This is a genomic window from Bacillus sp. FSL P4-0334, assembly GCF_038004825.1.
Lineage (GTDB): Bacteria > Bacillota > Bacilli > Bacillales > Bacillaceae > Bacillus > Bacillus velezensis.
Genome location: NZ_JBBORX010000001.1, coordinates 3,919,176 through 3,943,874 on the forward strand (window position 1 = coordinate 3,919,176; position 24,699 = coordinate 3,943,874).

At 45.2% G+C, this 24,699-nt stretch carries 19 protein-coding genes, 1 pseudogene and 1 other annotated feature; of the genes and pseudogenes, 2 read left to right on the forward strand and 18 right to left on the reverse strand.

Features of this window, described 5'->3' with window-relative positions; translation table 11 throughout:
* Positions 1–1,368 (reverse strand): glutamyl-tRNA reductase, encoded by a 1,368-nt coding sequence (gene hemA, locus NSQ37_RS19750; protein ID WP_082998891.1) that lies wholly within the window; start codon positions 1,366–1,368, stop codon positions 1–3.
* A gap of 194 nt (positions 1,369–1,562) precedes the next feature.
* Here hemA and NSQ37_RS19755 point away from each other — a divergent pair, with 194 nt between their 5' ends.
* A complete protein-coding gene (locus tag NSQ37_RS19755) occupies positions 1,563–2,054 on the forward strand; it encodes a hypothetical protein (protein ID WP_341124555.1) in 492 nt (163 codons plus the stop codon).
* Between the two features lie 32 nt (positions 2,055–2,086).
* Here the strand turns inward: NSQ37_RS19755 and yihA are convergent, their stop codons facing one another.
* The 13 genes from yihA to ilvB form a co-directional block, all read right to left on the reverse strand.
* Positions 2,087–2,674, reverse strand: a complete 588-nt coding sequence (gene yihA, locus NSQ37_RS19760) for a ribosome biogenesis GTP-binding protein YihA/YsxC (RefSeq protein ID WP_003152626.1) — start codon at positions 2,672–2,674, stop codon at positions 2,087–2,089.
* Positions 2,671–4,995 carry an endopeptidase La gene (gene lon, locus NSQ37_RS19765; RefSeq protein WP_007612896.1) on the reverse strand — a complete coding sequence of 775 codons (2,325 nt, stop codon included), beginning with the start codon at positions 4,993–4,995 and terminating at the stop codon, positions 2,671–2,673. The genes yihA and lon overlap by 4 nt, the downstream gene beginning before the upstream one ends.
* A 199-nt stretch (positions 4,996–5,194) precedes the next feature.
* Entirely contained in the window at positions 5,195–6,853 is a 1,659-nt protein-coding gene (gene lonB, locus NSQ37_RS19770) for an ATP-dependent protease LonB (RefSeq protein WP_012118116.1), read from the reverse strand.
* A 149-nt stretch (positions 6,854–7,002) separates the two neighbouring features.
* A complete protein-coding gene (clpX, locus tag NSQ37_RS19775) occupies positions 7,003–8,265 on the reverse strand; it encodes an ATP-dependent protease ATP-binding subunit ClpX (RefSeq protein ID WP_341124557.1) in 1,263 nt (420 codons plus the stop codon).
* Positions 8,266–8,536: 271 nt separating this feature from the next.
* On the reverse strand, positions 8,537–9,811 hold the full coding sequence (gene tig, locus NSQ37_RS19780; RefSeq protein WP_003152618.1) for a trigger factor: 1,275 nt from the start codon (positions 9,809–9,811) through the stop codon (positions 8,537–8,539).
* Between the two features lie 216 nt (positions 9,812–10,027).
* Entirely contained in the window at positions 10,028–11,032 is a 1,005-nt protein-coding gene (ddcA, locus tag NSQ37_RS19785) for a DNA damage checkpoint antagonist DdcA (RefSeq protein ID WP_012118117.1), read from the reverse strand.
* Between the two features lie 117 nt (positions 11,033–11,149).
* Entirely contained in the window at positions 11,150–11,749 is a 600-nt protein-coding gene (gene leuD, locus NSQ37_RS19790; protein ID WP_007408146.1) for a 3-isopropylmalate dehydratase small subunit, read from the reverse strand.
* Between the two features lie 15 nt (positions 11,750–11,764).
* The gene (gene leuC, locus NSQ37_RS19795; RefSeq protein ID WP_007408145.1) at positions 11,765–13,183 is read right to left on the reverse strand and encodes a 3-isopropylmalate dehydratase large subunit; all 1,419 of its coding nucleotides are present in this window, start codon (positions 13,181–13,183) and stop codon (positions 11,765–11,767) included.
* A 49-nt stretch (positions 13,184–13,232) separates the two neighbouring features.
* Positions 13,233–14,330 carry a 3-isopropylmalate dehydrogenase gene (gene leuB, locus NSQ37_RS19800; RefSeq protein ID WP_341124559.1) on the reverse strand — a complete coding sequence of 366 codons (1,098 nt, stop codon included), beginning with the start codon at positions 14,328–14,330 and terminating at the stop codon, positions 13,233–13,235.
* Between the two features lie 20 nt (positions 14,331–14,350).
* Positions 14,351–15,907 (reverse strand): 2-isopropylmalate synthase, encoded by a 1,557-nt coding sequence (locus NSQ37_RS19805; protein ID WP_253612819.1) that lies wholly within the window; start codon positions 15,905–15,907, stop codon positions 14,351–14,353.
* Positions 15,894–16,922, reverse strand: coding sequence for a ketol-acid reductoisomerase (gene ilvC, locus NSQ37_RS19810; protein WP_007408142.1), 1,029 nt, complete (start codon positions 16,920–16,922; stop codon positions 15,894–15,896). The genes NSQ37_RS19805 and ilvC overlap by 14 nt, the downstream gene beginning before the upstream one ends.
* A gap of 22 nt (positions 16,923–16,944) precedes the next feature.
* The gene (ilvN, locus tag NSQ37_RS19815; RefSeq protein ID WP_012118120.1) at positions 16,945–17,463 is read right to left on the reverse strand and encodes an acetolactate synthase small subunit; all 519 of its coding nucleotides are present in this window, start codon (positions 17,461–17,463) and stop codon (positions 16,945–16,947) included.
* Positions 17,460–19,184, reverse strand: a complete 1,725-nt coding sequence (ilvB, locus tag NSQ37_RS19820; RefSeq protein ID WP_032866714.1) for an acetolactate synthase large subunit — start codon at positions 19,182–19,184, stop codon at positions 17,460–17,462. Before ilvB ends, ilvN begins: the two co-directional genes overlap by 4 nt.
* A 119-nt stretch (positions 19,185–19,303) precedes the next feature.
* Positions 19,304–19,555, reverse strand: a binding site (T-box leader).
* A 422-nt stretch (positions 19,556–19,977) separates the two neighbouring features.
* Here ilvB and NSQ37_RS19825 point away from each other — a divergent pair.
* Entirely contained in the window at positions 19,978–20,328 is a 351-nt protein-coding gene (locus tag NSQ37_RS19825; protein WP_015417942.1) for a hypothetical protein, read from the forward strand.
* A 39-nt stretch (positions 20,329–20,367) separates the two neighbouring features.
* Here NSQ37_RS19825 and NSQ37_RS19830 read toward each other — a convergent pair whose 3' ends face one another.
* The 4 genes and pseudogenes from NSQ37_RS19830 to NSQ37_RS19845 all read right to left on the reverse strand — a co-directional run bounded on the left by NSQ37_RS19830 (position 20,368) and on the right by NSQ37_RS19845 (position 24,679).
* Positions 20,368–20,553 (reverse strand): hypothetical protein, encoded by a 186-nt coding sequence (locus NSQ37_RS19830; protein ID WP_007408136.1) that lies wholly within the window; start codon positions 20,551–20,553, stop codon positions 20,368–20,370.
* Positions 20,554–21,115: 562 nt separating this feature from the next.
* Positions 21,116–21,492: pseudogene (locus NSQ37_RS19835) on the reverse strand (recombinase family protein); the annotation flags it as partial.
* A 266-nt stretch (positions 21,493–21,758) separates the two neighbouring features.
* Positions 21,759–23,252, reverse strand: coding sequence for a restriction endonuclease subunit S (locus tag NSQ37_RS19840; protein ID WP_076425054.1), 1,494 nt, complete (start codon positions 23,250–23,252; stop codon positions 21,759–21,761).
* A complete protein-coding gene (locus NSQ37_RS19845; RefSeq protein WP_076425056.1) occupies positions 23,249–24,679 on the reverse strand; it encodes a class I SAM-dependent DNA methyltransferase in 1,431 nt (476 codons plus the stop codon). The genes NSQ37_RS19840 and NSQ37_RS19845 overlap by 4 nt, the downstream gene beginning before the upstream one ends.
* Positions 24,680–24,699: the final 20 nt, after the last annotated feature.

A 24,699-nucleotide genomic window follows, 5' to 3' on the forward strand; every position in this document is an offset into this window, starting at 1 on the left:
TCACTCACTTACAAGCGGACGTAAGCCCGTTTTTGCTTCTGCCTTTTGAAACGAATGAACCGTCTGGCGGTTATCCAGGCTTTTGTCCAGCTGGCGGCCGGCCTCTTCCTCAATATCGAATATCTGCATAAACAGCTTCAGCTTTTCATCTGAATCCGCTTCAGCCGCAAGCTCTTTCGCTTTCAGAATCGGGTCGCGCAGCATTTGGTTAATGATGCTTTTCGTATGTTTGCTGAGAAGTTTTTTCTCTCTTACCGTCAGATGAGGCAGCTTGCGCTCAATGCTCTGCATCGTATCAGACTGGATGGACAGCGCCTTTTCACGCAGCGCCGAAATGACCGGCACGACGCCGAGCGTATTAAGCCACTGCTTAAACTCAACAATTGCCGCTTCAATAAACAGCTCGACTTTTTCAGCGGTTTCACGGCGTTCTTGTAAGTTGGCTTCAACGATTCCTTCAAGGTCATCAATATCGTACAGAAAAACACCTTCAAGATCGTTCAGCGCCGGATCGAGGTCCCTCGGCACAGCGATATCCACCATAAATAACGGGCGGCCTTTCCGCTGTCTGCCCGCTCTCTCCATCATTTCTTTAGACACGACGAAATCACTTGCGCCTGTCGAACTGATTAAAATATCAGCTTCAGCAAGTGCATGTTCAAGCTGGTTTAAGCTGCGCGCTTCTCCGGAGAAACGGTCAGCAAGCGCTTTTGCCTTCAAAAACGTTCTGTTGATGACCGTTACTTTGCCGATGCCCTGACCGTGCAGGTTTTCTGCGGCGAGCTCGCCCATTTTTCCCGCACCGAGAATCAAAATGTGCTTATTTGACAATGAGCCGAAGATTTTTTTCGCGAGTTCAACGGCGGCGTAACTGACGGAAACGGCATTGGCGCCGATATCGGTTTCGGCATGCGTGCGTTTGCCGACGGTGACCGCCTGTTTAAACAGCTCATTGAAAACGGTGCCGATCGTCTTCTCTGCCTGCGCCGTTTTAAAGCTTGAGCGGACCTGGCCGAGTATTTGCGTTTCCCCGATGACCATGGAATCCAAGCCGCACACCACACGGAATAAATGCTCGATCGCCGCGTCGCTCTCATAAAATTTCAGAAACGGAGACAGCTCTTCTTTCGGCAGCGAGAACCATTCGGATAAAAATGTCTTTATATAATAACGGCCGGTATGAAGCTGGTCGACCACCGCATATATTTCGGTGCGGTTGCAGGTTGACACGATAATGTTTTCAAGAACACTTTTTTCTCCTTTTAAACGGAGCATCGCTTCTGCAAGCTCATCCGGCTGAAAACTTATTTTTTCGCGTATTTCAATAGGGGCGGATTTATAATCTACTCCCACAACAAGAATATGCATCGCTTTCATGCACCCCCGTACATCGCAATTTATTTATAATCATTCTAACATAGAATTTATTATTTATAATGATTATAACATAGTTTCTTCGGGAAAATGTGAACAGATTTCAAAAATGTTATGCTATAGTATAAAAAGCTCGTTTCCACTGTAATCATCATACTAAAAATCCTTTACTGCGGGTAGGTGACAGGATGAAAAAAACATCAATTTTATTACCGGGACTTCTGCTTGCCGCTTCATTATTCGCATGGCTTCAGAGCAGACAGGTTCACCTGTTTGCGAATCAGGGGGAATGGCCGGTGCTCCTTATGCTTTTGGGCGCTGTGCTCTTGTATCAGGGCAAAAAGGAAGCGGCCGGGCCTCACGTCCTGATCGGCATGCTTCTTTTCGGCATAGGTTTACACTTTTTCGCCAAACCTGAGCTCTCATGGTGGCCGGGAGATTTTGAAATGATTCTCTTCGTCTTCGGGTTCTCCTTATTTGCGGCAGCCAGAAAAGAATATGTATACGAAGCGGTTGCCATGATTGGTTTTTCCCTCTTTTTATACTTCTTTAAACAAATTACGGCGTGGCTGGAGTCCGTCCATATTCCGACGGAACACTTCAAAACATACTGGCCGTATGTTTTCATCGGAATCAGCCTTTTATTATTGTTTATCAAGCGGAACAAAACTATACGATAAAACCCAAAACGCACTGCGTTTTGGGTTTTTCATTACCGGCTGATCATTTTTTTAATGGCTCCCCATGCTTCATCTTTGCCTTTTTTCGTTTCAGAGGAAAATAAAATCAGCTCATCTTCAGGATCCATATCAAGCGTCTGTTTGACAACCTTTAAGTGCTTGTCCCATTTTCCTTTTGGAATCTTATCCGCTTTTGTCGCGATAACGATGACGGGAATGCCGTAATACTTCAGGAATTCATACATGTTCACGTCTTCAGCAGACGGCGCGTGCCTGAGGTCGACAATCTGCACGCAGGCTTTCAGCTCTTCGCGGGTCGTCATATAGGTTTCAATCATTCTCCCCCATGCTTCCCGCTCGCTTTTGGAAACTTTCGCAAATCCGTACCCGGGAACGTCGACAAAATGCAATTCATCATTGATGATGTAAAAGTTTAGGGTCTGTGTTTTCCCCGGTTTTGATGACGTTCTGGCCAAGTTTTTCCGATTGATTAATGAATTGATAAAAGATGACTTTCCTACATTTGATCTTCCCGCCAGCGCGATTTCCGGAAGCCCCCCATCAGGGTACTGTTCGGGTTTGACCGCGCTGATCACGATTTCTGACTTTGTGACTTTCATTTCTTCTCTCCTACTAAGGCATGTTCCAAAACGTCATCCAGGTGAGAAACGAATATAAACTTCAGTCCTTCTCTGACGCTTTCTGGAATATCCTCTATATCTTTTTCGTTATCTTTAGGCGCAATAATAGTGGTCAGGCCCGCTCTGTGCGCGCCGAGCGCCTTTTCTTTCAGTCCGCCGATCGGAAGCACGCGGCCCCGCAGCGTAATTTCTCCCGTCATACCGACTTCGCGTTTTACCGCACGGTCCGTTAATGCTGAAACGAGCGCCGTGGCCATCGTAATTCCGGCAGAAGGGCCGTCTTTCGGCACCGCTCCTTCAGGGACATGGATATGAATGTCATACTTCTCATGGAATTTCGGGTCGATTCCGAACTGTTCCGCTTTCGAGCGGACATAACTGAAAGCGGCCTGTGCTGATTCCCGCATGACATCTCCAAGCTTCCCGGTCAGAATCAGCTTTCCTTTTCCCGGTGACAATGACACTTCGATTGACAGCGTATCTCCGCCGACCGTCGTATACGCAAGCCCCGTGACAACCCCGATTTGATCTTCGGTTTCCGCCTGTCCGTATCTGAATATCCGTTTTCCGAGATAGTCGGCCAGATTTTTCTCTGTAACGGTAATGCGTTTTCTCTCCTCAGACACAATGGCTTTTGCAGCCTTTCGGCAAATGGCGGCAATCTGGCGTTCAAGCGTTCTCACGCCGGCTTCCCTCGTGTAGTAGCGGATGATGTCCGTAATCGCCTGGTCCCGAATCTGCAGGTTGCTCTTTGTGAGCCCGTGCTCTTTGATTTGTTTCGGAAGCAGGTGGTCCTTCACGATCTCCAGCTTTTCGTTTTCAGTGTAGCCTGACAGGCTGATAATCTCCATTCTGTCTCTGAGAGGGCCCGGGATGGAAGCAAGGTTATTCGCAGTCGCGATAAACAGCACTTTCGATAAATCGAACGTCTCTTCAATATAGTGGTCGCTGAATGTGCTGTTTTGTTCCGGATCCAGCACCTCAAGCATCGCCGAAGACGGATCGCCTCTGAAATCAGACGACATTTTGTCGATCTCATCGAGGAGAAAGACCGGATTTTGTTTACCGGCTTTTTTCATCCCCTGTATAATACGGCCCGGCATCGCTCCGACGTATGTACGCCGGTGCCCGCGGATTTCAGACTCATCGCGCACTCCGCCCAGTGAAATTCTCACAAAACGGCGCCCCATGCTCGTACTGATTGATTTTGCAAGAGATGTTTTACCGACTCCCGGAGGTCCGGCCAGACAAAGAATCGGCCCTTTCAGCGTTTTCGTCAGCTGTTTCACGGCCAAATACTCCAAAATCCGCTCTTTCACTTTCTCTAAGCCGTGGTGCTCTTTATCTAAGATTTCCCCGGCTTTTTTAATATCAAGTTTATCTTCTGTTTCATCCGACCACGGAAGGGCGATGAGCCAGTCAATATAGTTGCGGATAACAGAGCTTTCCGCTGAGCTTGACGGCACTTTTTCGTAACGGCTTAATTCCTTAAGCGCCGTTTCTTTGACACGCTCAGGCATGCCTGCTTCTTCTATCTTTTCCGTGAGCGACTGAACTTCGCCGGTTTTTCCTTCTTTGTCGCCAAGCTCCTTCTGAATGGCTTTCATCTGTTCACGCAAGTAGTATTCCTTTTGAGTGCGTTCCATCGAACGTTTGACGCGCTGACCGATTTTTTTCTCAATCTCCAGCACTTCTTTTTCATTATGAATGGAACGGATGACCTTATTCAGACGTTCTTTAATATCCGCCGTTTCTAAAATGTCCTGCTTGTCCTTTAATTTCAGCGGGAGATGAGAAGCGACGATATCCGCCATTCTGCCGGGCTCTTCAATATCAGTCACAGCCGCATACGTTTCTGCGGAGATTTTTTTAGAAATTTTTATGTACTGGTCAAAATGGTCCAGCAGCGTCCGCATAAGCGCTTCGTCTTCCACGTCTTTTGAATCATCCTCATGCATCAGCTGTATATCGACCGAAGTATAATCTTCGAGCTCGGTGTATTCAAGGATCTGCGCCCGCTGAATTCCTTCTACAAGCACTCTGATCGTACCGTTGGGCAGCTTCAGCATCTGTTTAATTTTTGTATAAGTGCCGACGGCGAAAATATCCTCTTCACCCGGTTCGTCTATCGAAATATCCTGCTGAGTGGCTAAAAAAATCATATGATCATGCATCATTGCCTGTTCAAGAGCCTGAACCGACTTGTCACGGCCTACATCTAAATGTAAAACCATTGTCGGGTATACCAATAAGCCTCTTAAAGGGAGGAGCGGGATGCTGCGTTTTGTATCTTCTGCCATGTGACTGACACCTCCGTGACTTTAGTATGAACCATTATAATACAACTTTTTCATCGTTGTACAATTCCGGGATCGGGCTTTAATCGGCTTATCCGCCTGCCCTGTATATAAAACAGTCTCTTCGTAGTATACCCTTTCTTTCTGTTCTGAAAAAGGAAAAGATGTCCTCCATAAAAAAACCCCATTATAAAAATGGGGTTTATACGGATTCTTTATTCATTTGGATATCAAACGGTTTTTGTTCTGAAGGAGGGTCAACCAATATGACGTCCAGCACTTCCTGGAACGTTTTTACCGCTTTAATGGTGATTCCGTCTATTCGTTTCAGAATGGACTGCTGATTTTCATATGGGATAATGACCGTTTTTGCTCCGGCCTGTTTTGCGGCTTTAATTTTCGGAATGACGCCGCCGATCGGTTTGACAAGCCCCGTCAGGCTGATTTCTCCCGTCATCGCCACCGTATGGTCGATCGGGATGCGGTGAATCGCGGAAAAAATCCCCGCGGCCATCGCGATACCTGCTGAAGGTCCGTCAATCGGGCCTCCGCCCGGAAAATTGACGTGAATGTCATAGTCTGAAGGTTTGATGCCCATTGTGCGCAGAACCGTCAGAACATTTTCTACAGATCCCTTCGCCATGCTTTTGCGGCGGATCGACTTCGATTGGCTGCCGATGCTTTCTTCCTCTGCAATTCCCGTGATATTCAGGCTTCCTTTGTCCTGCGCAGGTGTGACATTCACTTCGATTTCCAGCAATGCGCCGCTGTTCGGCCCGTAGACGGCAAGTCCGTTCACGATGCCGACTTGCGGTTCATCGGCGATTTTCTGCTCATTTTTAGGTGTAAGCTGACTGGAATGAACAACCCATTCTATATCTTCTGTCGTAATTTCTTTTCTGTCCTCAGTCACCGCCATGCCGGCGGCGATCTGGATCATATTGACGGCTTCACGTCCGTTTCTCGTATATGTGGTCAGCACACTGAGAGCTTCGTCAGAAATCTCTTTCTGAATTTTGTCGGCTGCTTTTTTCGCAACGATTTTAAGTTCATCCTTTTCCAGCTCGCGGAAAAACACTTCAAGGCAGCGCGAACGGATGGCCGGCGGAATTTCATTCGGCATTCTCGTTGTGGCTCCGATCAAACGGAAATCTGCCGGAAGCCCATTTTGAAAAATATCATGAATGTGATTCGGTATTTGCGTATTTTCTTCACTGTAATACGCACTGTCTAAAAATACTTTTCGATCTTCAAGCACCTTCAGCATTTTATTCATCTGAATCGGGTGAAGCTCGCCGATTTCATCAATAAACAATACCCCGCCGTGAGCATGGGTCACAGCCCCCTGTTTCGGCTGCGGAATGCCTGCTTGGCCCATCGCACCCGCTCCCTGATAAATGGGATCATGCACTGAACCGATAAGCGGATCGGCAATCCCCCGTTCATCAAACCGCGCGGTCGTCGCATCAAGTTCAACAAAAACAGCCTGCTTTTGAAACGGTGACTGTTTATGTTTTTTCGCTTCTTCCAATACCAGCCGCGCCGCAGCCGTTTTACCGACTCCCGGAGGACCGTAAATAATGACGTGCTGCGGGTTCGGTCCGCAAAGCGCTGCTTTTAACGCTTTAATTCCGTCTTCCTGGCCGACAATGTCCTGAAAGCTTTTCGGCCGCACCTTTTCTGATAAAGGTTCTGATAAACTGATGGCGCGCATTTTGCGCAGCTGTTCCATTTCTTTTTTTGATTCTTTATCTATCGTCACTTTTTGTGTACGCTGGTTTTTGAGCAGATTCCAAAAATATAATCCGATGACTATCCCGAAAAACAGCTGTACAAATAATGCGATCCCTGTCCAACTCATGCTGGTCCCTCCTGAAAAAACGATTTATGTATCCAATTCATTCCTCTGTCCGCTAGTATCTCCCAGCAAAGCCCGGAATAAACATTTTCAGAAGGGTCAGGACAAGAAAAAAACCTCCTGATCGATTCGAGTCAGGAGGTTTTGTCATGTTATGCTGATGTTTTATCTTGGCCGATAACTGTGCCGTCTTTTAATACAAGACGCGGTGCTTCACCGTCTGCGACTGTCGCTCCGGTAATGACACATTTTTCAATATCATCGCGGGACGGCAGATCAAACATGACGTCAAGCATGATGCCTTCAATGATAGAACGCAGGCCGCGTGCGCCTGTTTTACGCTCGATCGCTTTTTTCGCAATTTCAGATAATGCCTCGTCTTCAAATTCAAGCTCGACATCATCAAGTTCTAACATTTTCTTGTATTGTTTGACGAGTGCGTTTTTCGGTTTAGTCAGAATTTCAACCAGTGCCGTTTCGTCAAGCTGCTCAAGGCTTGCAATGACAGGAAGACGGCCGATGAATTCAGGAATCAGACCGAAACGGAGCAAGTCTTCAGGAAGAACTTTAGAAAGCAGTTCTTCTTTTTCCAGGTCCGCCGCTTTATTATCTGAGCCGAAGCCGATGACTTTTTGTCCGAGACGGCGTTTGATGATTTGTTCAATGCCGTCAAATGCACCGCCGCAAATGAACAGAATGTTCGTCGTATCGATCTGGATGAATTCCTGATGAGGATGTTTGCGTCCTCCTTGAGGCGGCACGCTTGCAACCGTTCCTTCAAGAATTTTCAGCAGCGCCTGCTGAACGCCTTCGCCTGATACGTCGCGTGTAATGGACGGGTTTTCAGATTTTCGCGCTACTTTATCGATTTCATCGATATAAATAATGCCTTTTTCTGCTTTTTCCACATCATAGTCTGCTGCCTGAATCAGCTTGAGGAGGATGTTTTCCACGTCCTCACCGACATATCCGGCTTCAGTCAGAGATGTAGCGTCCGCGATCGCAAACGGCACGTTCAGAATACGCGCAAGCGTCTGGGCAAGAAGTGTTTTCCCGCTTCCAGTCGGTCCGATTAAAGAAATATTACTTTTAGAAAGCTCGACATCATCCACTTTACTGTTGGAATTGATGCGTTTGTAGTGGTTGTATACCGCAACCGCAAGTGATTTCTTCGCCTGATCCTGTCCGATGACATATTCATTCAGAATCTCACGGATTTCCTGCGGCTTCGGAACGTCTTTAAATTCGACTTCTTCTTCTGTACCAAGCTCTTCCTCTACGATTTCTGTACAGAGCTCAATACATTCGTCGCATATATATACACCCGGTCCTGCAACCAGCTTACGAACCTGATCTTGCGTTTTTCCGCAGAACGAGCATTTCAATTGTCCTTTTTCCTCGTTGAATTTAAACATTCTTTCACCCCTTAATCTTGTCTCACTTTTTCTTTTACCTGAAGGGCAAAAGAAAACGGTTCTTGCTACGATCGAGTATGTATTGCATTTTACCATACTTTCCAGTAAGACGGTAACAATGTGTTTCGCACTTGCACATTCTATATGTATGACGAAAAACAGCCCGGCAATGACTATCTTGCCCCAAGAAAAAGAGTTATATCATAATTGTACAAAACAAGGCACGAATTAATCGCGCCCTGTTTTATTATGTCTATTATTATGAACCATATTAACGGTTTTCTACAAGAAAATCAATTGCTTTTCGAACTTTTAAATCTTCTTTCATCGCGTCAGTTGAACCGATTGCCTGCTTAATGTTTTCAACCGGCATGTTGTAAGCTTCAGCCATTTTAGTCAGCTCAGCTTCAACTTCTTCGTCCGTTACTTCAAGGTTTTCCGCTTGAGCGATCGCTTCAAGAGTCAGGTTTGATTTTACGCGTTTTGCGGCATCTTCTTTCATTTGCTCTTTTAACGCGTTTTCGTCTTGGCCTGAGAATTGAGTGTAAAGCTCAAGGTTCATGCCTTGCATTTGCAGACGCTGTTCGAATTCTTTCAGCATGCGGTCAAGCTCAGTGTCGATCATCGCTTGAGGAACATCAGCTTCAGCGTTTTCAGATGCTTTCAGAACAAGCTCTTCACGCAATTTAGCGTCAGCTTCGTTTTCTTTTGCTTCTTCAAGGCGTTTTTTTGTTTTCTCAGTTAATTCAGCAAGCGTTTCAACTTCTTCGTCAATGTCTTTTGCGAATTCGTCGTTAAGCTCAGGAAGCTCTTTCGCTTTGATTTCATGAATTTTCACTTTGAAAACAGCTGGTTTTCCGGCAAGCTCTTCAGCGTGGTACTCTTCAGGGAATGTTACTTCAACATCCTTTTCAGCGCCTGCTTCAAGGCCTGTTAACTGCTCTTCGAAGCCCGGGATGAATGAACCTGATCCTACTTCAAGTGAGTAGTTCTCAGCTTTTCCGCCTTCAAACGCTTCGCCGTCAACGAAACCTTCGAAGTCAAGAACGACTGTATCGCCGTTTTCAACAGCGCCTTCTTCTTTCACGACAAGCTCAGCCTGACGCTCTTGAAGCGCTTTAAGTTCGTTTTGTACATCTTCGTCAGTAACGGCAGTGTCATCTTTTTCGATTCCTAAGCCTTTGTAGTCGCCAAGTTTCACTTCCGGTTTTACAGTCACTTTTGCAGTGAAAATCAAGCTTTCGCCTTTTTCGATTTTTTCAACATCGATTTCAGGGCGGTCTACAGGTTCAATGCCGGCTTCTTCAACCGCTTTAGGGTATTCTACAGGAAGTAAAATATCTAAAGCATCCTGGTAAAGAGCTTCAACGCCGAAACGCTGTTCGAATAAACCGCGGGGAACTTTCCCTTTGCGGAATCCAGGAATAGAAACCTGTTTTACTACTTTTTTAAATGCATCATCAAGAGCTGTTTTGAACGTATCCGCATCAACTTCAACCGTTAATACGCCTTCGTTGCCTTCTTGTTTTTCCCATTTTACAGACATGTGTTTCCCTCCAAAAATCTATTCAGGTTGTGTCGGTCTTCCATTCTAAAGCAATCCGCGGCTTTGTCAAAGAAAAAACCGCTTTGAATCAGAATCATTATGTAATGAACTGGCAGCCTGTCCAACCGTAATTCTCATTTCAGTTAAACCGCTATACATAAATACAACCACTATATTATAACATAACGCCTACCGCTTTCAACTATATGGTGTGATTTACAAATAAGAAATTTCTTCAATATCCTTAATCATCGTGCAGGCTTCTTCAAGTTCGCGGCTGTCAAACTCGTACATCATATGAAGTTCCTCCGGCTCAATGTCAATGCCGTGCATCTCGTAACCGACCTTATGAAGCGCCGCCGCCCATAAATCTGCGTTCAAAAACTTCGGCATAAAAGGGTGCAGGACGTACAGATGCCTTCTCCACAGCTCCTCGACGGCAGCGTATAATGTAGGGTTTTCATTGCCGAGCGTTTCATCAAGCACCCGGAGAACGCGATGCAAAATCGGAGCCGCATCAGGCTGAACCGTTTCACTCGGAACCGCGGTCATTGAATCGCCGAATTTTGTAATATGGACCGGCTTGCTGTAGTCGTGCTCCGCCATCAGCGTCAAAATCATCGTTTTGATAAGCGGATGTGCGCCCGGATCTTGAAGAATCGTTTTTAAGAGACCCGTGTATTTTGCAATATTGCGGTCTTTGAGAGAATGAATCAGATTCATTTGTTCAGCGGGGCTGTTCAGCACTTTTTCCGCATCAAGAATGTCCTCGTATTCCTCCTCCCACGCTTCATCCTGCTGGTCGGGATCGGTCATTTTGCGGCTGAATTCGAGCAGCCGGTAGAATTGCTCCGCACTTTCTGCGGGCAGCTGGTTTTCTTCCAGCACAGCTTCAATTGTGCTTTTGACTTCTTCATATTGTTTCAGCTGAATTAAAATGGTCATGTACACCTGCAGTACGGTGAAATAATGGCCGTACCCTTCATTCAGCATTTTCTCGCAAACTTGTTTTGCTTCTTCCAATTCCCCGAGTTCCAGAAAACAAATCGCCATGCCTAAATGTACGTCGGACTCGGTATCGCCGTGGCTTACCGCCTCTGAGAACAGTTCGAGGGCCTCCTGATACTGTTTATCCTTCATGGCGGCCATCCCTTTATCAACCAAGCGTTCTTTCAGACGGGGGAAAGGAATGATATCAGCTTTTTTCTTGTCATGCGTCATACTTTATTTCCTTTCAGGCGCTATTTTTTTCAAGTGTATCAACACGCGTCAGGAAACACAAGAAAGGATGGTGCGCACGGTAAAAAAAGCCGCCGGACAGATGCCGGTCGGCTTTTTTCAGGCTTGAAGCCATGAACTTCTTTTCGATTCAAACTGCTGTATGTCGTCTTCCAGCAGAAGCGTTAATGAAATTTCATCATAGCCGTTAATCAGCATTTCCTTCCAGTGCGGATCGACTTCAAATGAAATCTCTTTTCCTTCACTGTCGTGAATGAGCTGGTTTTCCAAGTCAACCGTCATGTTAAGAGACTGATTTTCATATTGACCGGCGAGTTTTTTCCACTGATCATACGGCATACGGATGGGAAGCATACCGTTTTTAAAACAGTTTTGATGAAAAATATCGGCAAATGACGGAGCAATAATGATTTTGAAGCCGTAATCATCCAGCGCCCAAGGAGCGTGCTCACGGGATGATCCGCAGCCGAAATTCTCTCCGGCAATTAATATGGACGCGCCTTCATAGACTTTGCGGTTTAATTCAAATTCAGGATCAGGCTCACCGTTCTCAAGGTATCTCCAATCAAAAAACGCGAATCTGCCGTATCCGGTTCTTTCAATTCTTTTCAAAAACTGTTTCGGAATAATCTGGTCCGTATCGACGTTGATCCGGTTTAAGACGGCCGCTTTTCCCGTATGTGTTTTTAAAGGTTCCATCTTTTCGCGCACTCCTTACACAACTGTTTTTTCTTGATAAAACTTTCTTACATCGACGAAATGCCCGTGAATGGCTGCCATTGCCGCCATCGCCGGACTGACAAGGTGTGTTCTCGCGCCTTTTCCCTGTCTGCCTTCGAAGTTGCGGTTGGAAGTGGAAGCGCATCGTTCCCCTTCAGGCACGACATCATTGTTCATACTGAGGCACATGCTGCAGCCTGATTCTCTCCATTCAAATCCGGCCTCGAGAAACACGCGGTGCAGCCCTTCTTCCTCGGCCTGCTGTTTCACGCTTTGAGAACCCGGGACCACAATGGCTCTGACGCTGTCAGCGACTTTTCGGCCTTTGATCATATCCGCAGCCTGGCGAAGATCGGTCATCCGCGAATTTGTACAGGAGCCGATAAACACATGCTCGACTTTAATATCTTCAATTTTTTGATTCGGTGAGATTCCCATGTATTCGTACGCGCGGATGGCTTCTTTTTTACCGTCTTCAGAATCAATCGTTTCCGGCGCCGGTATTTGGGCATCGACCGGAAGAACCATGCCGGGATTGACGCCCCATGTTACCATTGGAGAAATCTCGCTGCCGTCTAACACGATGGAATGATCGTATACGGCGCCCGGATCGGTTTTTAACGCTTTCCATTCTGCGGCGGCTTTTTCAAATTCCTCGCCTTTTGGCGCGTATTTACGGTTTTTACAATATTCAATCGTCGTGTCATCCGGAGCGATCAGTCCCGCCCGCGCTCCCGCTTCTATTGACATATTGCAGACCGTCATGCGTTCGTCCATAGACATGTTTCTGAATACTTCCCCGGTGTATTCAATGACATATCCGGTACCGAATTTCACCCCGTATTTTCCGATGACCGACAAGATGACATCCTTCGCGGTCACTCCTTTTTGGAGCGTTCCGTCAACGCGGATTTCAAGCGTTTTCGGCCGCTGCTGCCACAATGTCTGAGTGGAAAGAACATGTTCCACCTCACTTGTGCCGATACCGAAGGCAAGCGCCCCGAATGCACCGTGAGTCGATGTATGGCTGTCTCCGCAAACGATCGTTTTCCCCGGTAGTGTCAGACCAAGCTCAGGCCCGACTACGTGAACGATCCCCTGGTCTGCGCTGTGAAGATCCGCAAGACGGACGCCAAACTCCTCACAATTCCGTTCAAGCGCGGTTACTTGGCGCTTTGCGACTTCATCTTTAATGTCAAAACGGTTGACGGTCGGAATATTGTGGTCCATCGTCGCGAATGTATTCTGCGGCCGTCTGACCTTTCTCCCCTTCTGTCTTAACCCTTCAAACGCCTGAGGAGACGTCACCTCATGAATTAGGTGCAAATCAATATAGAGAAGGTCGGGTTTTCCTTCACCGCTTTTTACAACATGCCGATCCCAAATCTTTTCGATGATTGTTCGAGGCATCATCTTTGTTTCCTCCCTCTACCTATGAACTAAGACCGCTTTCTTTAAAGCGTCACACTATAGATTTTGTATTCGAGCCGGCTAATGCGGCTTTTACTTTTTCAGTAATGTCATGCGTTCCGGCATATTGGCCGTCCCGGGCGATATCACGTGTACGGCTGCCGTCTGCAAGCACCTTTGCGACCGCCTTTTCCACCGCCTGAGCTTCGTTTTCAAGCCCGAAAGATGTTCTCAAAAGCATCGCCGCAGATAAAATCGCCGCAAACGGATTGGCCATCCCTTTACCGGCGATGTCAGGCGCAGATCCATGCACGGGTTCAAACAAGTGAAGACCTGAACTTGATAAACTGGCTGACGGCAGCATGCCGAGCGAGCCTGTCAGCATGGAGGCTTCATCGCTTAAAATATCGCCGAACATATTCTCAGTTACCATGACGTCAAACTGGCTCGGAGCGTAGATGAGCTGCATCGCGGCATTATCGACAAGCATATGTTCAAGCGTCACATCAGGAAATTCTTTTGCGATTTCATCCGCTGTTTCACGCCACAGCCTGCTTGATGAAAGCACATTCGCCTTATCAACGGACGTCACTTTTCCTTTTCTGCCGGCAGCCATCTTAAAGGCTTCTCTGACAGCGCGTGCGATTTCTTCTTTCTTATAAAAAAGGGTATCGACCGCTTCCTTTTCTCCCGCTTCATTGACATACTGTCTGCTCGGTTCTCCGAAGTAGAGGCCGCCCGTCAGTTCCCTGACGATTACAAAGTCGACGCCGCTGATATATTCTTTTTTCAGCGGAGACGCCTCAGACAAGCTTTCAAATACGGTCACGGGACGCAGATTGGCAAACAGGCCGAGTTTTTTTCTGATGCCGAGCAGGCCTTTTTCCGGTCTGAGCTCCGGAGGATTTTGGTCCCATTTCGGCCCGCCGACTGCCCCGAGCAGGATGGCGTCGGATTTTTCACAAAGAGCCACCGTCTCCTCAGGAAGGGGGTTTTGATGGGCGTCAATAGCCGCTCCCCCGATCAGTCCGTTTTCAAATTCAAATTCATGTCCGAATTGTTCGGCAACGCTTTTCAATACATCTGCCGCTGATTCCGCCACTTCCGGTCCGATTCCGTCACCGGGAAGCAAAGCAATGCGTTTTTTCAAATCAAACGTTCTCCTTTCTATTACGAGCCGACCGCAGTCTGTCTCTTTAATCCGTCTAAATTGCAATCCAGCACCAGCTGCCGGTTCACGGCGTTCAGATAAGCTTTAGCAGAAGCTTCCAGAACATCCTGCGCGATTCCCCGCCCTGATGTTTCTTTTCCGTTCACGGTCACTCTGACAAAAACTTGAGCCAGCGCGTCTTCGCCTTTCCGGTTGGATTGGATGCGGTAGTCTGTCAGTTCAATATTTTTATCGATGCAGCGCCCGAGCGTATTATAAACGGCTTCTACGCTGCCCGCCCCCGTTGCCGCCTCTTGCATCAGCTGTTCGTTTTCCTGATTTTTTAAAGAGACTGTTGCAGTCGGCACCTGAGACGTCCCGTAATGCACTTGCAGAGACAAAAATTCATAGCCGATTTTTTTGTCTGTCACTTTTTCTTCTAAAATAAGAGAAATCAGGTCATCATCGGTAATTTCTTTTTTCTTTTCGGTCAGTTCTTTAAACATCGTAAAATATTTATTGATTTCATCACTATCAAACTGGAATCCAAGCGTATTCAGGCGGTCTTTGAACGCGTGGCGCCCGGAATGCTTTCCGAGTACGAGCGCATCAGCAGTCACGCCGACAAGTTCCGGTGAAATGATTTCATATGTTGATTTTTCTTTCAGGAAACCGTCTTGGTGAATGCCGGACTCATGTGCGAAAGCGTTATCTCCGACGATTGCTTTATTGCGGGGAACGGCCATGCCCGTCAGTTTGCTGACAAGATCACTCGTCCGCTTCAATTCATGAAGATTAAGAGATGAATCGGCTTGATGCGCGTCATTTCTGACATGAAGCGCAACGGCGATTTCCTCTAGCGCGGCGTTCCCGGCTCTTTCTCCTATGCCGTTAATGGCGCATTCAATTTGATCAGCGCCGTTCTCAATTGCCGAAAGCGAGTTGGCAACCGCCATTCCGAGATCATCGTGGCAATGGGCTGAAAGCTTTACCCGGCTGATATTCGGAACGTGTTCCTTCATATATTTAAAGATGTTTCCGTATTCAGCCGGCGTCAGGTAACCTACAGTGTCCGGCAGGTTGATGACGCTCGCGCCGGCATCAATCACTTCTTCAACGATTTCAGCCAGAAACGGAAGTTCGGTGCGGCATGCGTCTTCTGCTGACCATTGAACGATCGGAAAGCGTTCTTTTGCATACTTCACCATTGCAACCGCTTTTTCCTTAACCTCTTCCCGCGTCATTTTCAGCTTATGCTTCAGATGAATGTCAGAAGTGGCGATAAAGATGTGAATCCGCGGGCTGGCCCCGTCTTTCAGCGCTTCCCAGGCTGCGTCGATGTCACCTTTGACAGATCGGGCAAGCCCTGTTACCGAACAATTTTTAATCGTTCTTGCGATTTCCTGCACGGCTAAAAAATCACCTCGGGATGAAGCGGGAAATCCCGCTTCAATAATGTCCACCCCGAGTCTTTCAAGCTGCTTGGCTATCGCCAGTTTCTCCCGGGAATTGAGGTTGACCCCGGGGGATTGTTCACCGTCACGAAGGGTCGTGTCGAAAACATTAATTTTGCGCAACGGAGACCACCGCTTCCTTCTTTTTGCCTTGTTTGACAAACGGCATCATTTCACGAAGCTGTCTGCCGACCTTTTCAATCTGATGCTCGTTTTCACTTGCATTGATCGCATTGAAGCGAGGACGGTTCACTTGGTTTTCCACGATCCATTCTTTCGCGAATGTACCGTTTTGAATATCCGTTAATACTTGTTTCATCGATTCTTTTACCTTCGCATCGACTACGCGCGGCCCTGAGACAAAATCTCCCCATTGAGCCGTATCGGAGATAGAGTATCTCATGCCCGCCAATCCTTCTTCATACATCAAGTCTACGATCAGCTTCAGTTCGTGCAGACACTCGAAGTATGCGAGTTCAGGCTGGTAGCCGGCTTCTGTCAGCGTTTCAAAACCCGCTTTGACAAGCGCCGTTAAACCTCCGCACAGAACAGCCTGCTCACCGAACAAATCCGTTTCCGTTTCTTCCTTAAATGTTGTTTCAAGAACGCCCGCACGCGCTCCGCCGATTCCTTTTGCATAAGCAAGAGCCGTATCTTTCGCTTCGCCTGATACATCCTGGTAGATGGCAAACAATGCCGGTACGCCCGCGCCTTGTTCATATGTTCTTCTGACAAGGTGTCCAGGCCCTTTAGGGGCGACAAGGAATACATCCACATCAGCAGGAGGCACGATCTGATGGAAATGGACGTTAAATCCGTGTGCGAATACTAATGACTTGCCCGCCGTCAATTCATCTTTGATTTCAGCTTCATATACTTTTTGCTGCTGTTCATCCGGAAGAAGAACCATAATGATATCAGCCTGGGCAGCCGCTTCTCTTACCGAAAAGACTTGATGACCGTCTTCTTGGGCCTGTGTAAATGATTTTCCTTGTCTGACGCCGACAATGACATCAATTCCGCTTTCTTTTAAGTTCAGCGCATGTGCGTGACCTTGTGAACCGTAACCGATAATCGCTACTTTTTTACCTGCCAATACGTTCTCTTTGATATCACCGTTATAATATACTTTTACCATTTTAATCTCTCCCTTTTTTGTGTTATACAATTGAAATTGTTTTATTGGATGACGTCTTCTGCTGGGTTCCCCTCGCAAAAGCCGTTGTGCCCGTTCTCGCGATTTCTTTAATGCCGTAAGGTTTGAGCAGCTCTATGAGCGCTTCGATTTTATTAGATTCGCCGGTAACCTGAACGACGACGCTGTCTCTTGAGACATCAACGACGGAAGCTCTGAACGGCTCAATGATTCCATTGATTTCCGTTCTGGCCGACGGTGCGGAAACAACTTTGATTAATGCCAGCTCACGCTGTACAATCGATTGGTTTGTAATATCCGTCACTTTCAGGACGTCAATTTGTTTGTTAAGCTGCTTTGTCAGCTGCTCTACGTCATTTTCGCCTTCCACATGGACGACAAATGTAATCCTTGAAACACCGCTTGTTTCCGTGTGGCCTACAGTGATGCTTTCGATATTATAGTGTCTTTTTGTAAACAGGCCGGTGATCCGGTTTAATACTCCCGAGCGGTTGACCACCGTTAATGTGATAATGCGTTTCAAGGTTTCACCCCCACCATTTCATGAAGTCCTTTACCCGGCGCAATCATCGGGAATACTTTCTCGCTTTTGGCGACCCGGACGTCAATAACGGCCGGTTCTTTTGATGAAAGCGCCTTTTTAAGCTCTTCTTCCGCCTCTTCCTCCGATGAAATCCGGACGCCTTTAATGCCGTAGGCTTCTGACAATTTGACAAAGTCAGGCTGCGCCGAGAATTTGGATTCAGAATAGCGCTCTTCATAGAAGATTTCCTGCCACTGTCTGACCATGCCCAGACATTCGTTGTTCAAGATAACCACTTTGACAGGAAGATTCAGCTGCCGGATGACATCTAATTCCTGAAGGGTCATCTGAAAACCGCCGTCTCCGAGGATGGCAACGACCGTGGCGTTACGATCGGCCAGCTGCGCTCCGATAGCCGCCGGAAGGCCGAAGCCCATTGTGCCTAGTCCCCCCGAGGTAACCCACTTATCAGCCTTTCGGAAAGGATAAAACTGAGCCGCCCACATCTGGTGCTGGCCGACATCCGTCGCCACAATCGCCTCACCGTTTGTGAATTGGTGAATATACTCAATCAGCTTTTGGGGTTTCAAGCCCTCTTCTCTGTTGTCTGTATACCAAAGCGGATATTCTTCTTTCCATTCTGAAAGCTGCTGTTTCCATTCCTCTGTCTGTCCCTGTTTTCCGTTTTGCTTCAATAATTCCTGAAGGACGATTTTACTGTCGCCGACCACCGGAATCTGCGTTTCGATAATTTTTCCGATTTCAGCAGGATCAATATCGATATGCGCTACTTTGGCCGATTTTGCAAAATGCTTCAGATTTCCGGTCACACGATCATCGAACCGCGCTCCGATGCTGATCAACAAATCACAGTGGTAAAGCGCCATATTCGCTGTGTATGTGCCGTGCATCCCCGCCATTCCCAGAAAAAGAGGATGGTCTGCCGGGAAACCGCCCAGACCGAGAAGCGTGTGCGCTACCGGGATTTGCTGCTGTTCAGCATAATTTTTTAAATCTTCTGAAGCTTTACCGTGCAAAACACCCGCTCCGGCTAAAATAACCGGCTTTTTCGCACTGCTGACAGCTTCCACGAGCTTTCGGATCTGCAGATAGTTAGGCTCTTTTACAGGCTGATAACCCGGAAGGCTGATCTCGTGATCATATCTGAACTCTCCTTCAAATGCTGCGACATCCTTCGGTATATCAATTAATACCGGGCCCGGTCTTCCCGTCGTGGCAATATGGAACGCCTCTTTAATCACACGGGGGAGATCTTCCGGACGGCGGACTTGGTAGCTGTGTTTCGTAATCGGCATCGTAATTCCTAAAATGTCGGCTTCCTGGAAAGCGTCGCTGCCGATGACCGAAGTGGCCACCTGACCGGTAAACACTACGAGCGGCAATGAATCAATCATCGCATCCGCAAGACCGGTAACTAAATTTGTCGCTCCGGGTCCGGAAGTAGCAATCACAACCCCCGGCTTTCCGGAGACTCTCGCATACCCTTCTGCCGCATGAATCGCGCCTTGCTCGTGGCGGGGCAGGATGTGAACCAATCCTGATTGATACAGTTTATCGTAAATCGGAAGGACGGCTCCCCCCGGATAGCCGAAGATCATCTCGACATTTTCTTTCTTTAATGATTCAATCAGCATCAGAGCCCCGTTCATTGTTTTTGTACATTCGGCAGACAAAGAATCCGCCTGTACATTTGTGCCCATTTTCAGTTCCTCCTTTTCAATGTTCCTTTCTAAAATCCAATTCATAAAACGCAGCGCCGGCTGACGCAAATAAAAAAGCCTTCCCACCCACATTCAGCCAAGCATTTCATGCGATAGCCAAAAGGGGCGAAAAGGCTTTGCTTTCCGCGGTACCACCCTTGTTTACGGTCATATGCAGACCGTCTCATGGATAATGATTATCCGTTTTGATAACGAGTAAACATTGTGTTCACTCGGCCGAGTCCTACTCTTTACATTTCAGACCGGCACTCTGAGGGGAGTTCACTTTGATTTGTTTTACCGGCTCTCAGCGTTACCGGCTCTCTGTGAAAAACTTCAGCAAAGCTACTTATCCTCTTCTGCGCTTTTTATTATGGCAGCTCTTTTATTAAAAAAGAACCTTCATTTGTTTGTTTTTTCAGTGTTTTATGATTTTTCTTTTTAGCGTGAATCATTTATTTATTTTTGTTTGAACTCATATTACGCCCGTTTGCAGACAGTGTCAACAGCATTTTTATAATTATTAGACAATTTAGATTAATCAATCTACTTTGTATACGCTTTCATTACTGGTACAAAGGGATCTGTAAATATTAAAAGTTTTTATCATTTTTTTATTAATCTCTCAAGATTACATGAAATTTTTCCGTTCATATACGAATATGTCACATTTTATTACACGATTTTTCTCTGTCCTTCCGGCATGCTTGTCAGATATTCCGTTCGATTGAACAGGCTCTTTCTACAGACATACGCATACACTGTTCTTATCTCGTAAGAAATGAGTGATGCCATGAATAAGATGTTATCAGGCATGCAGGGCCTGCCTCCTGGATTTCCGCCTTTACCGGTCTTACCGCCGCAGTCTTACTATCCTCCGGCCCCGATGCATACAGCACCATATCAAGGCGGCCCTTCTTTTCAGCAGGGATTCCCGTCATCCGGATACGGACAGCAGACCCCGCAAAGCACGCTGTCATTCGCCGGGCAGCAATTCGTTCCGTACCCTTATACAACCGGGTACTACGGCCAATCCTTCAGTGACGTCGGCGGAAGCCTCGGCGCAGGGGCCCATCCCGGCGCGCTCGGGGGCGGTTTCAGCGGCCATGCCGGGGGCTTCAGCGCTCCGAGCGGATTCAGATGATACAAAAACCGGCCTCCCACGGCCGGTTTCTTTTCTTATTCACAGAGTATAACGGTCATTCCACTGATTCATTTCCTGCTCCGTATAGTAATCAGCCCTTGAAACCTCAACGATGATTAAACCGCATTGAGTGATTAAAAATTGCTTCAGTTCCTCAAACAGCTCGTCTTTTCCGCAAAAGATCGTTTCTATATTGTGATTTTTATATGCAAATGCGTACTTCAAAAGCTAATTCCTCCTGCTGTCTTTCTATCATTCATTGACAAAATGCATGATAGAAATTAGATAATTTATCACTCAAGGGCGCCTTAAGTATCTTTATACATATATTTATTACGGTAAATATTACATTAAGTTTCATTTATATTAAAATTACTTTACAATTTTTCATCAAATACGGAACTTTTGTTTCGTAAAATAAAAAATAAAATACAAAAAAACCTCAAACCCATTGTCAGGACTTGAGGTTTTTTATACGTCCCAGGAGAGATTCGAACTCCCGACCGACGGCTTAGAAGGCCGTTGCTCTATCCGGCCTTCATCCTTTACATATCGCTATCGTTACGTTCATGTATAACGGTCACTTTCCGAACTTTGACCGATTGACTTAATTTCTATTATATTTGCTTATACTGTACAGTTCAAGCATTCATATAGTAGAAAAAAACCCTATTGAAGAGGTAATACAGTTGTACTTAAATCTGCTATGTTAAAAGGTATAGGTATTTATTTAAAGAAGTGGTTTCATGAGAGATAACAAAGAATGCTGTCCCTATTGCGATGCTGATGCAACCCACGAGAATACCTGTAACACCAAGTCAGCCACGAAAGAACCGATGGATTCATTGTATTTCCGTGTATCCAACAATGGCTTATCAATTACAACAATATGTGCTTCGATGTTCTGTGTGATATCTTTCCACTCGTTTAAAATCATCTCTTTGTTACGACCTAGCCTATCTAATGAATGTATGTATACGTATCTCCTTTACGCAAACGCAATTTCAAAGCTTGGTATTGAGGTCTATTGACGTCTTTCCCGCTTTGCTTATCGATATAAATATCACGCTCATCACTTCCAAGAGCATACATACTATCCAGTTGTCGTGCTTCATTTTGTTCTTTGCTGCTTACTCTAACGTATCCAAATTCTTTGTTGTCCATAATTGATTCCACCTTGAGGCATCGGTATCTTTTCTTTGATATCACTTATAAGTCTACACCCTCTGCTATCGATATTATTATCGAACTCGAATAGGGTTTCACTGCAACTCTTATTACTTTACCATGCTAAATCACATTCATAATGTGAGTCGTGTCGGAAATTTACCGATTGTCAGTTTGTGAATGAGAGTGGTTCTGTATCAAACCAATACCACAACGCAACCATAAAAGACAGGCATCCAATTAATTTGGATGCCTTCTTATAACTATTTCACCTGTTCTTGCAGCACTTCTTTTAACAATTCAATCGCACTTTCTTCACTTGGGTCATTTGTTCCTAATTCACCTCGGAATGCTTTTGAAAGAATTGATTGCTTTAGTTCGTCTAAATTTTTTTCATCAGACACTAGGCTTAACACAATTTCTTCTCTCTTAATCATTTCCTCTAATTTACTTACTATTTCAGCTTGTTCTTCAATTGAAGGAATTGGCATAACTAAATTTCTACTTTGAGAAACAGATATATTACTTTGACCTACAACACCTCTAGTTTCATTGATTACATCTCTTAACGTTTCATCATATTGTAGACAGTAATAAAGATATTTTGGTAATACATATTTTATTGGTCTAAAACGGACAATCGCTTGATTCATGTTCATTTCAGAATATTCTTCTGGAATTATGGCTATTTTTTTTAATGGCGGACCAACTATATTCATAATTACATCATTAGGTCTCAACATTGATTTCTTTAACTTTGATTTATGAACCTCTTTAGGAATGTATTGAGGCTTATACGAAAAGTCAACTTTATTATTTACTATGTTATAAACTTTTAAAAATGGAATTTCTCCTTCCTCAGAAATATCTTTAGAAGGTGTACCTCCACAATTTATGTTATAACAAAACATATTTGCCTTTATATACAACCAATCATTATTATTTATACATTCCACTATATTAAGTTCGTCAAACATCTCTATTATTTCAGATACTTCTCTCTTAGTTTCAGCAATTTGAAATCTTTCTTTTTTTATCATCTCAAGTCTTTGGGCTGCCGAATCTACTGAAAGATTTTGTTGACGCCATTTCTTTGTCAATTCCCCACGAAACGCCTTATCCAAAATAGCCGCTCGACGAAGGTCAAACGTTTCCTTCGCTTCCTCAATCAACTGCTTTGCTTCTTCAACTTTACTTAAAAGCCGCTCCACTTTCTCAGCAATCCGTTTTTGTTCATTAAATGGTGGCAGTGGGAAAGTGATTTTTTTAAGTTTCTCTACTTGTATACCTTTAACAGTAGAGCCTGTTGACATCGATTCAATTAACGGGGTATTCATTGTAAAAAATAACCACAAAAAATAAGGCAGTATTTCAATTTTTGGTCTGACTATTTTTAAATCTTGATTAATGGTTGTCGATATCTTTGTTATTGCACTCTTACCAGGAGACATTCTTGTAATTAATAAGAGTTCATTTGGTGATGCCATAGTAGCCGAACTGTTTTCCAAACCTTCAACCGTAATATAATCTATTGTAGATGATAAATACCCATTCTTAATATCTTTTACTGTAGCCCACGGAATATCTCCATTCCAATAATCACTATTACTCTTCGAAGGTGTGCCCCCACCTATGAAGTTCAATATGTGTCCTGAATTAACCCACATCCAATTCTCTGGCACTTGATAAGGTTGTTCCTCATGTGGCACTACCACTTCTTCCATCAACTCTTCGATGGTCTTTTGTGTCTTACTCATTTTCTGACCACCCCATCCTCTTCAACAGCACGTAACTCCTCAACTACTTCACCTAATAAATCCATTGCTTGCTGAAGTTTCACTATCGCTTCTTCTGCTGATTCAATCGGGTCTGGTAAGTTTTCATATGAAGATAATGATTCATCCGCAATCAATCCAATATCTAAACTATCATCCTTTTTGGCAATTTCTTCTCGTGTAAACACATTCCAGCGTTCATCTTCCACTTTAGAACGGTCTTCTGCCACATATGCCTTCATGAAGTTTTCAAAATGAGCCATTGTTAGCTGATTACGTTTTCCAAATGAAGTCATATTTGTACGAAGGTCATAGACCCAAACATCTTTCGTGTTATCTTGGTCTGTTGTTCCCCTTGTAAAGAATAAGACATTCGTTTTTACACCTTGCGCATAAAAAATTCCTGTTGGTAAGCGTAAAATCGTGTGTAGATTACACTTGTTCATCAAGTCACGACGAATTTGTGCGCCAATACCACTTTCGAACAACACGTTGTCGGGCAAGACAACCGCTGCTCTTGCATTTCCATCATCTTTTAAAGCGTTATAAATCAACTGTAAGAAATTCAACTGTTTATTCGATGTTTCAAACGTTAAATCGTCACGGGATACCCGTTCCCCGCCTTTTTTTGTACCGAACGGCGGATTTGTTAAAATAACATCAAAGTTCTTCATCCATTTCCCGTTGCCCGATAACGTGTCTCCTTGTTCCAAACGACCTTCGATATTATGAAGCAACGCATTCATGAGTGCCAGACGATGCGTATCTTTAACAAGTTCCATCCCTACAAAGGCTTCTTTCTTTTGGAACTCGGCTTCTTGTGGTTCTATATCAAAGTAATCATCTGTTTGATTCTTTAAATATTGGTCTGCAGCAATCATGAAACCGAATGTTCCAGCTGCAGGGTCAGCACACCGCTCACCAATTTTCGGGTCAATTAATTGAACCATCACATCAATTAATACACGAGGTGTGAAGTATTGCCCCGCTCCCGATTTCTTTTCACTGGCATTCTTCTCTAACAATCCTTCATAAAGATTGCCCAGTCCTTCTTCTTTTGCATTGTACCAATCAAGGGCATCAATCGATTTAATAATCTTCTCTAAGTTTTTCGGCTCAGCAATACTTGTAGAAGCATCACTGTATATTAGACGCAGCCGCTCATTTTCACTGCTTCCTAATTCAAGTAATAATCGCTGATAAAATGTCTTTAATTCCAAACCTTCTTTATCTAACAAATCATCCCATCGATATCCTTCTGGAATCACACCTTCTGTTTCCTGCTCCTTCATCATTTTGAGGAATAATAAGTAGGTTAACTCTGTTACATATTGCTGATAGGTAATCCCATCATCACGTAACACATTACATAAATTCCATAGTTTTTGAACGATTTCTTGGTTGTTCATTTTTCAGCCTCCTGCTAACT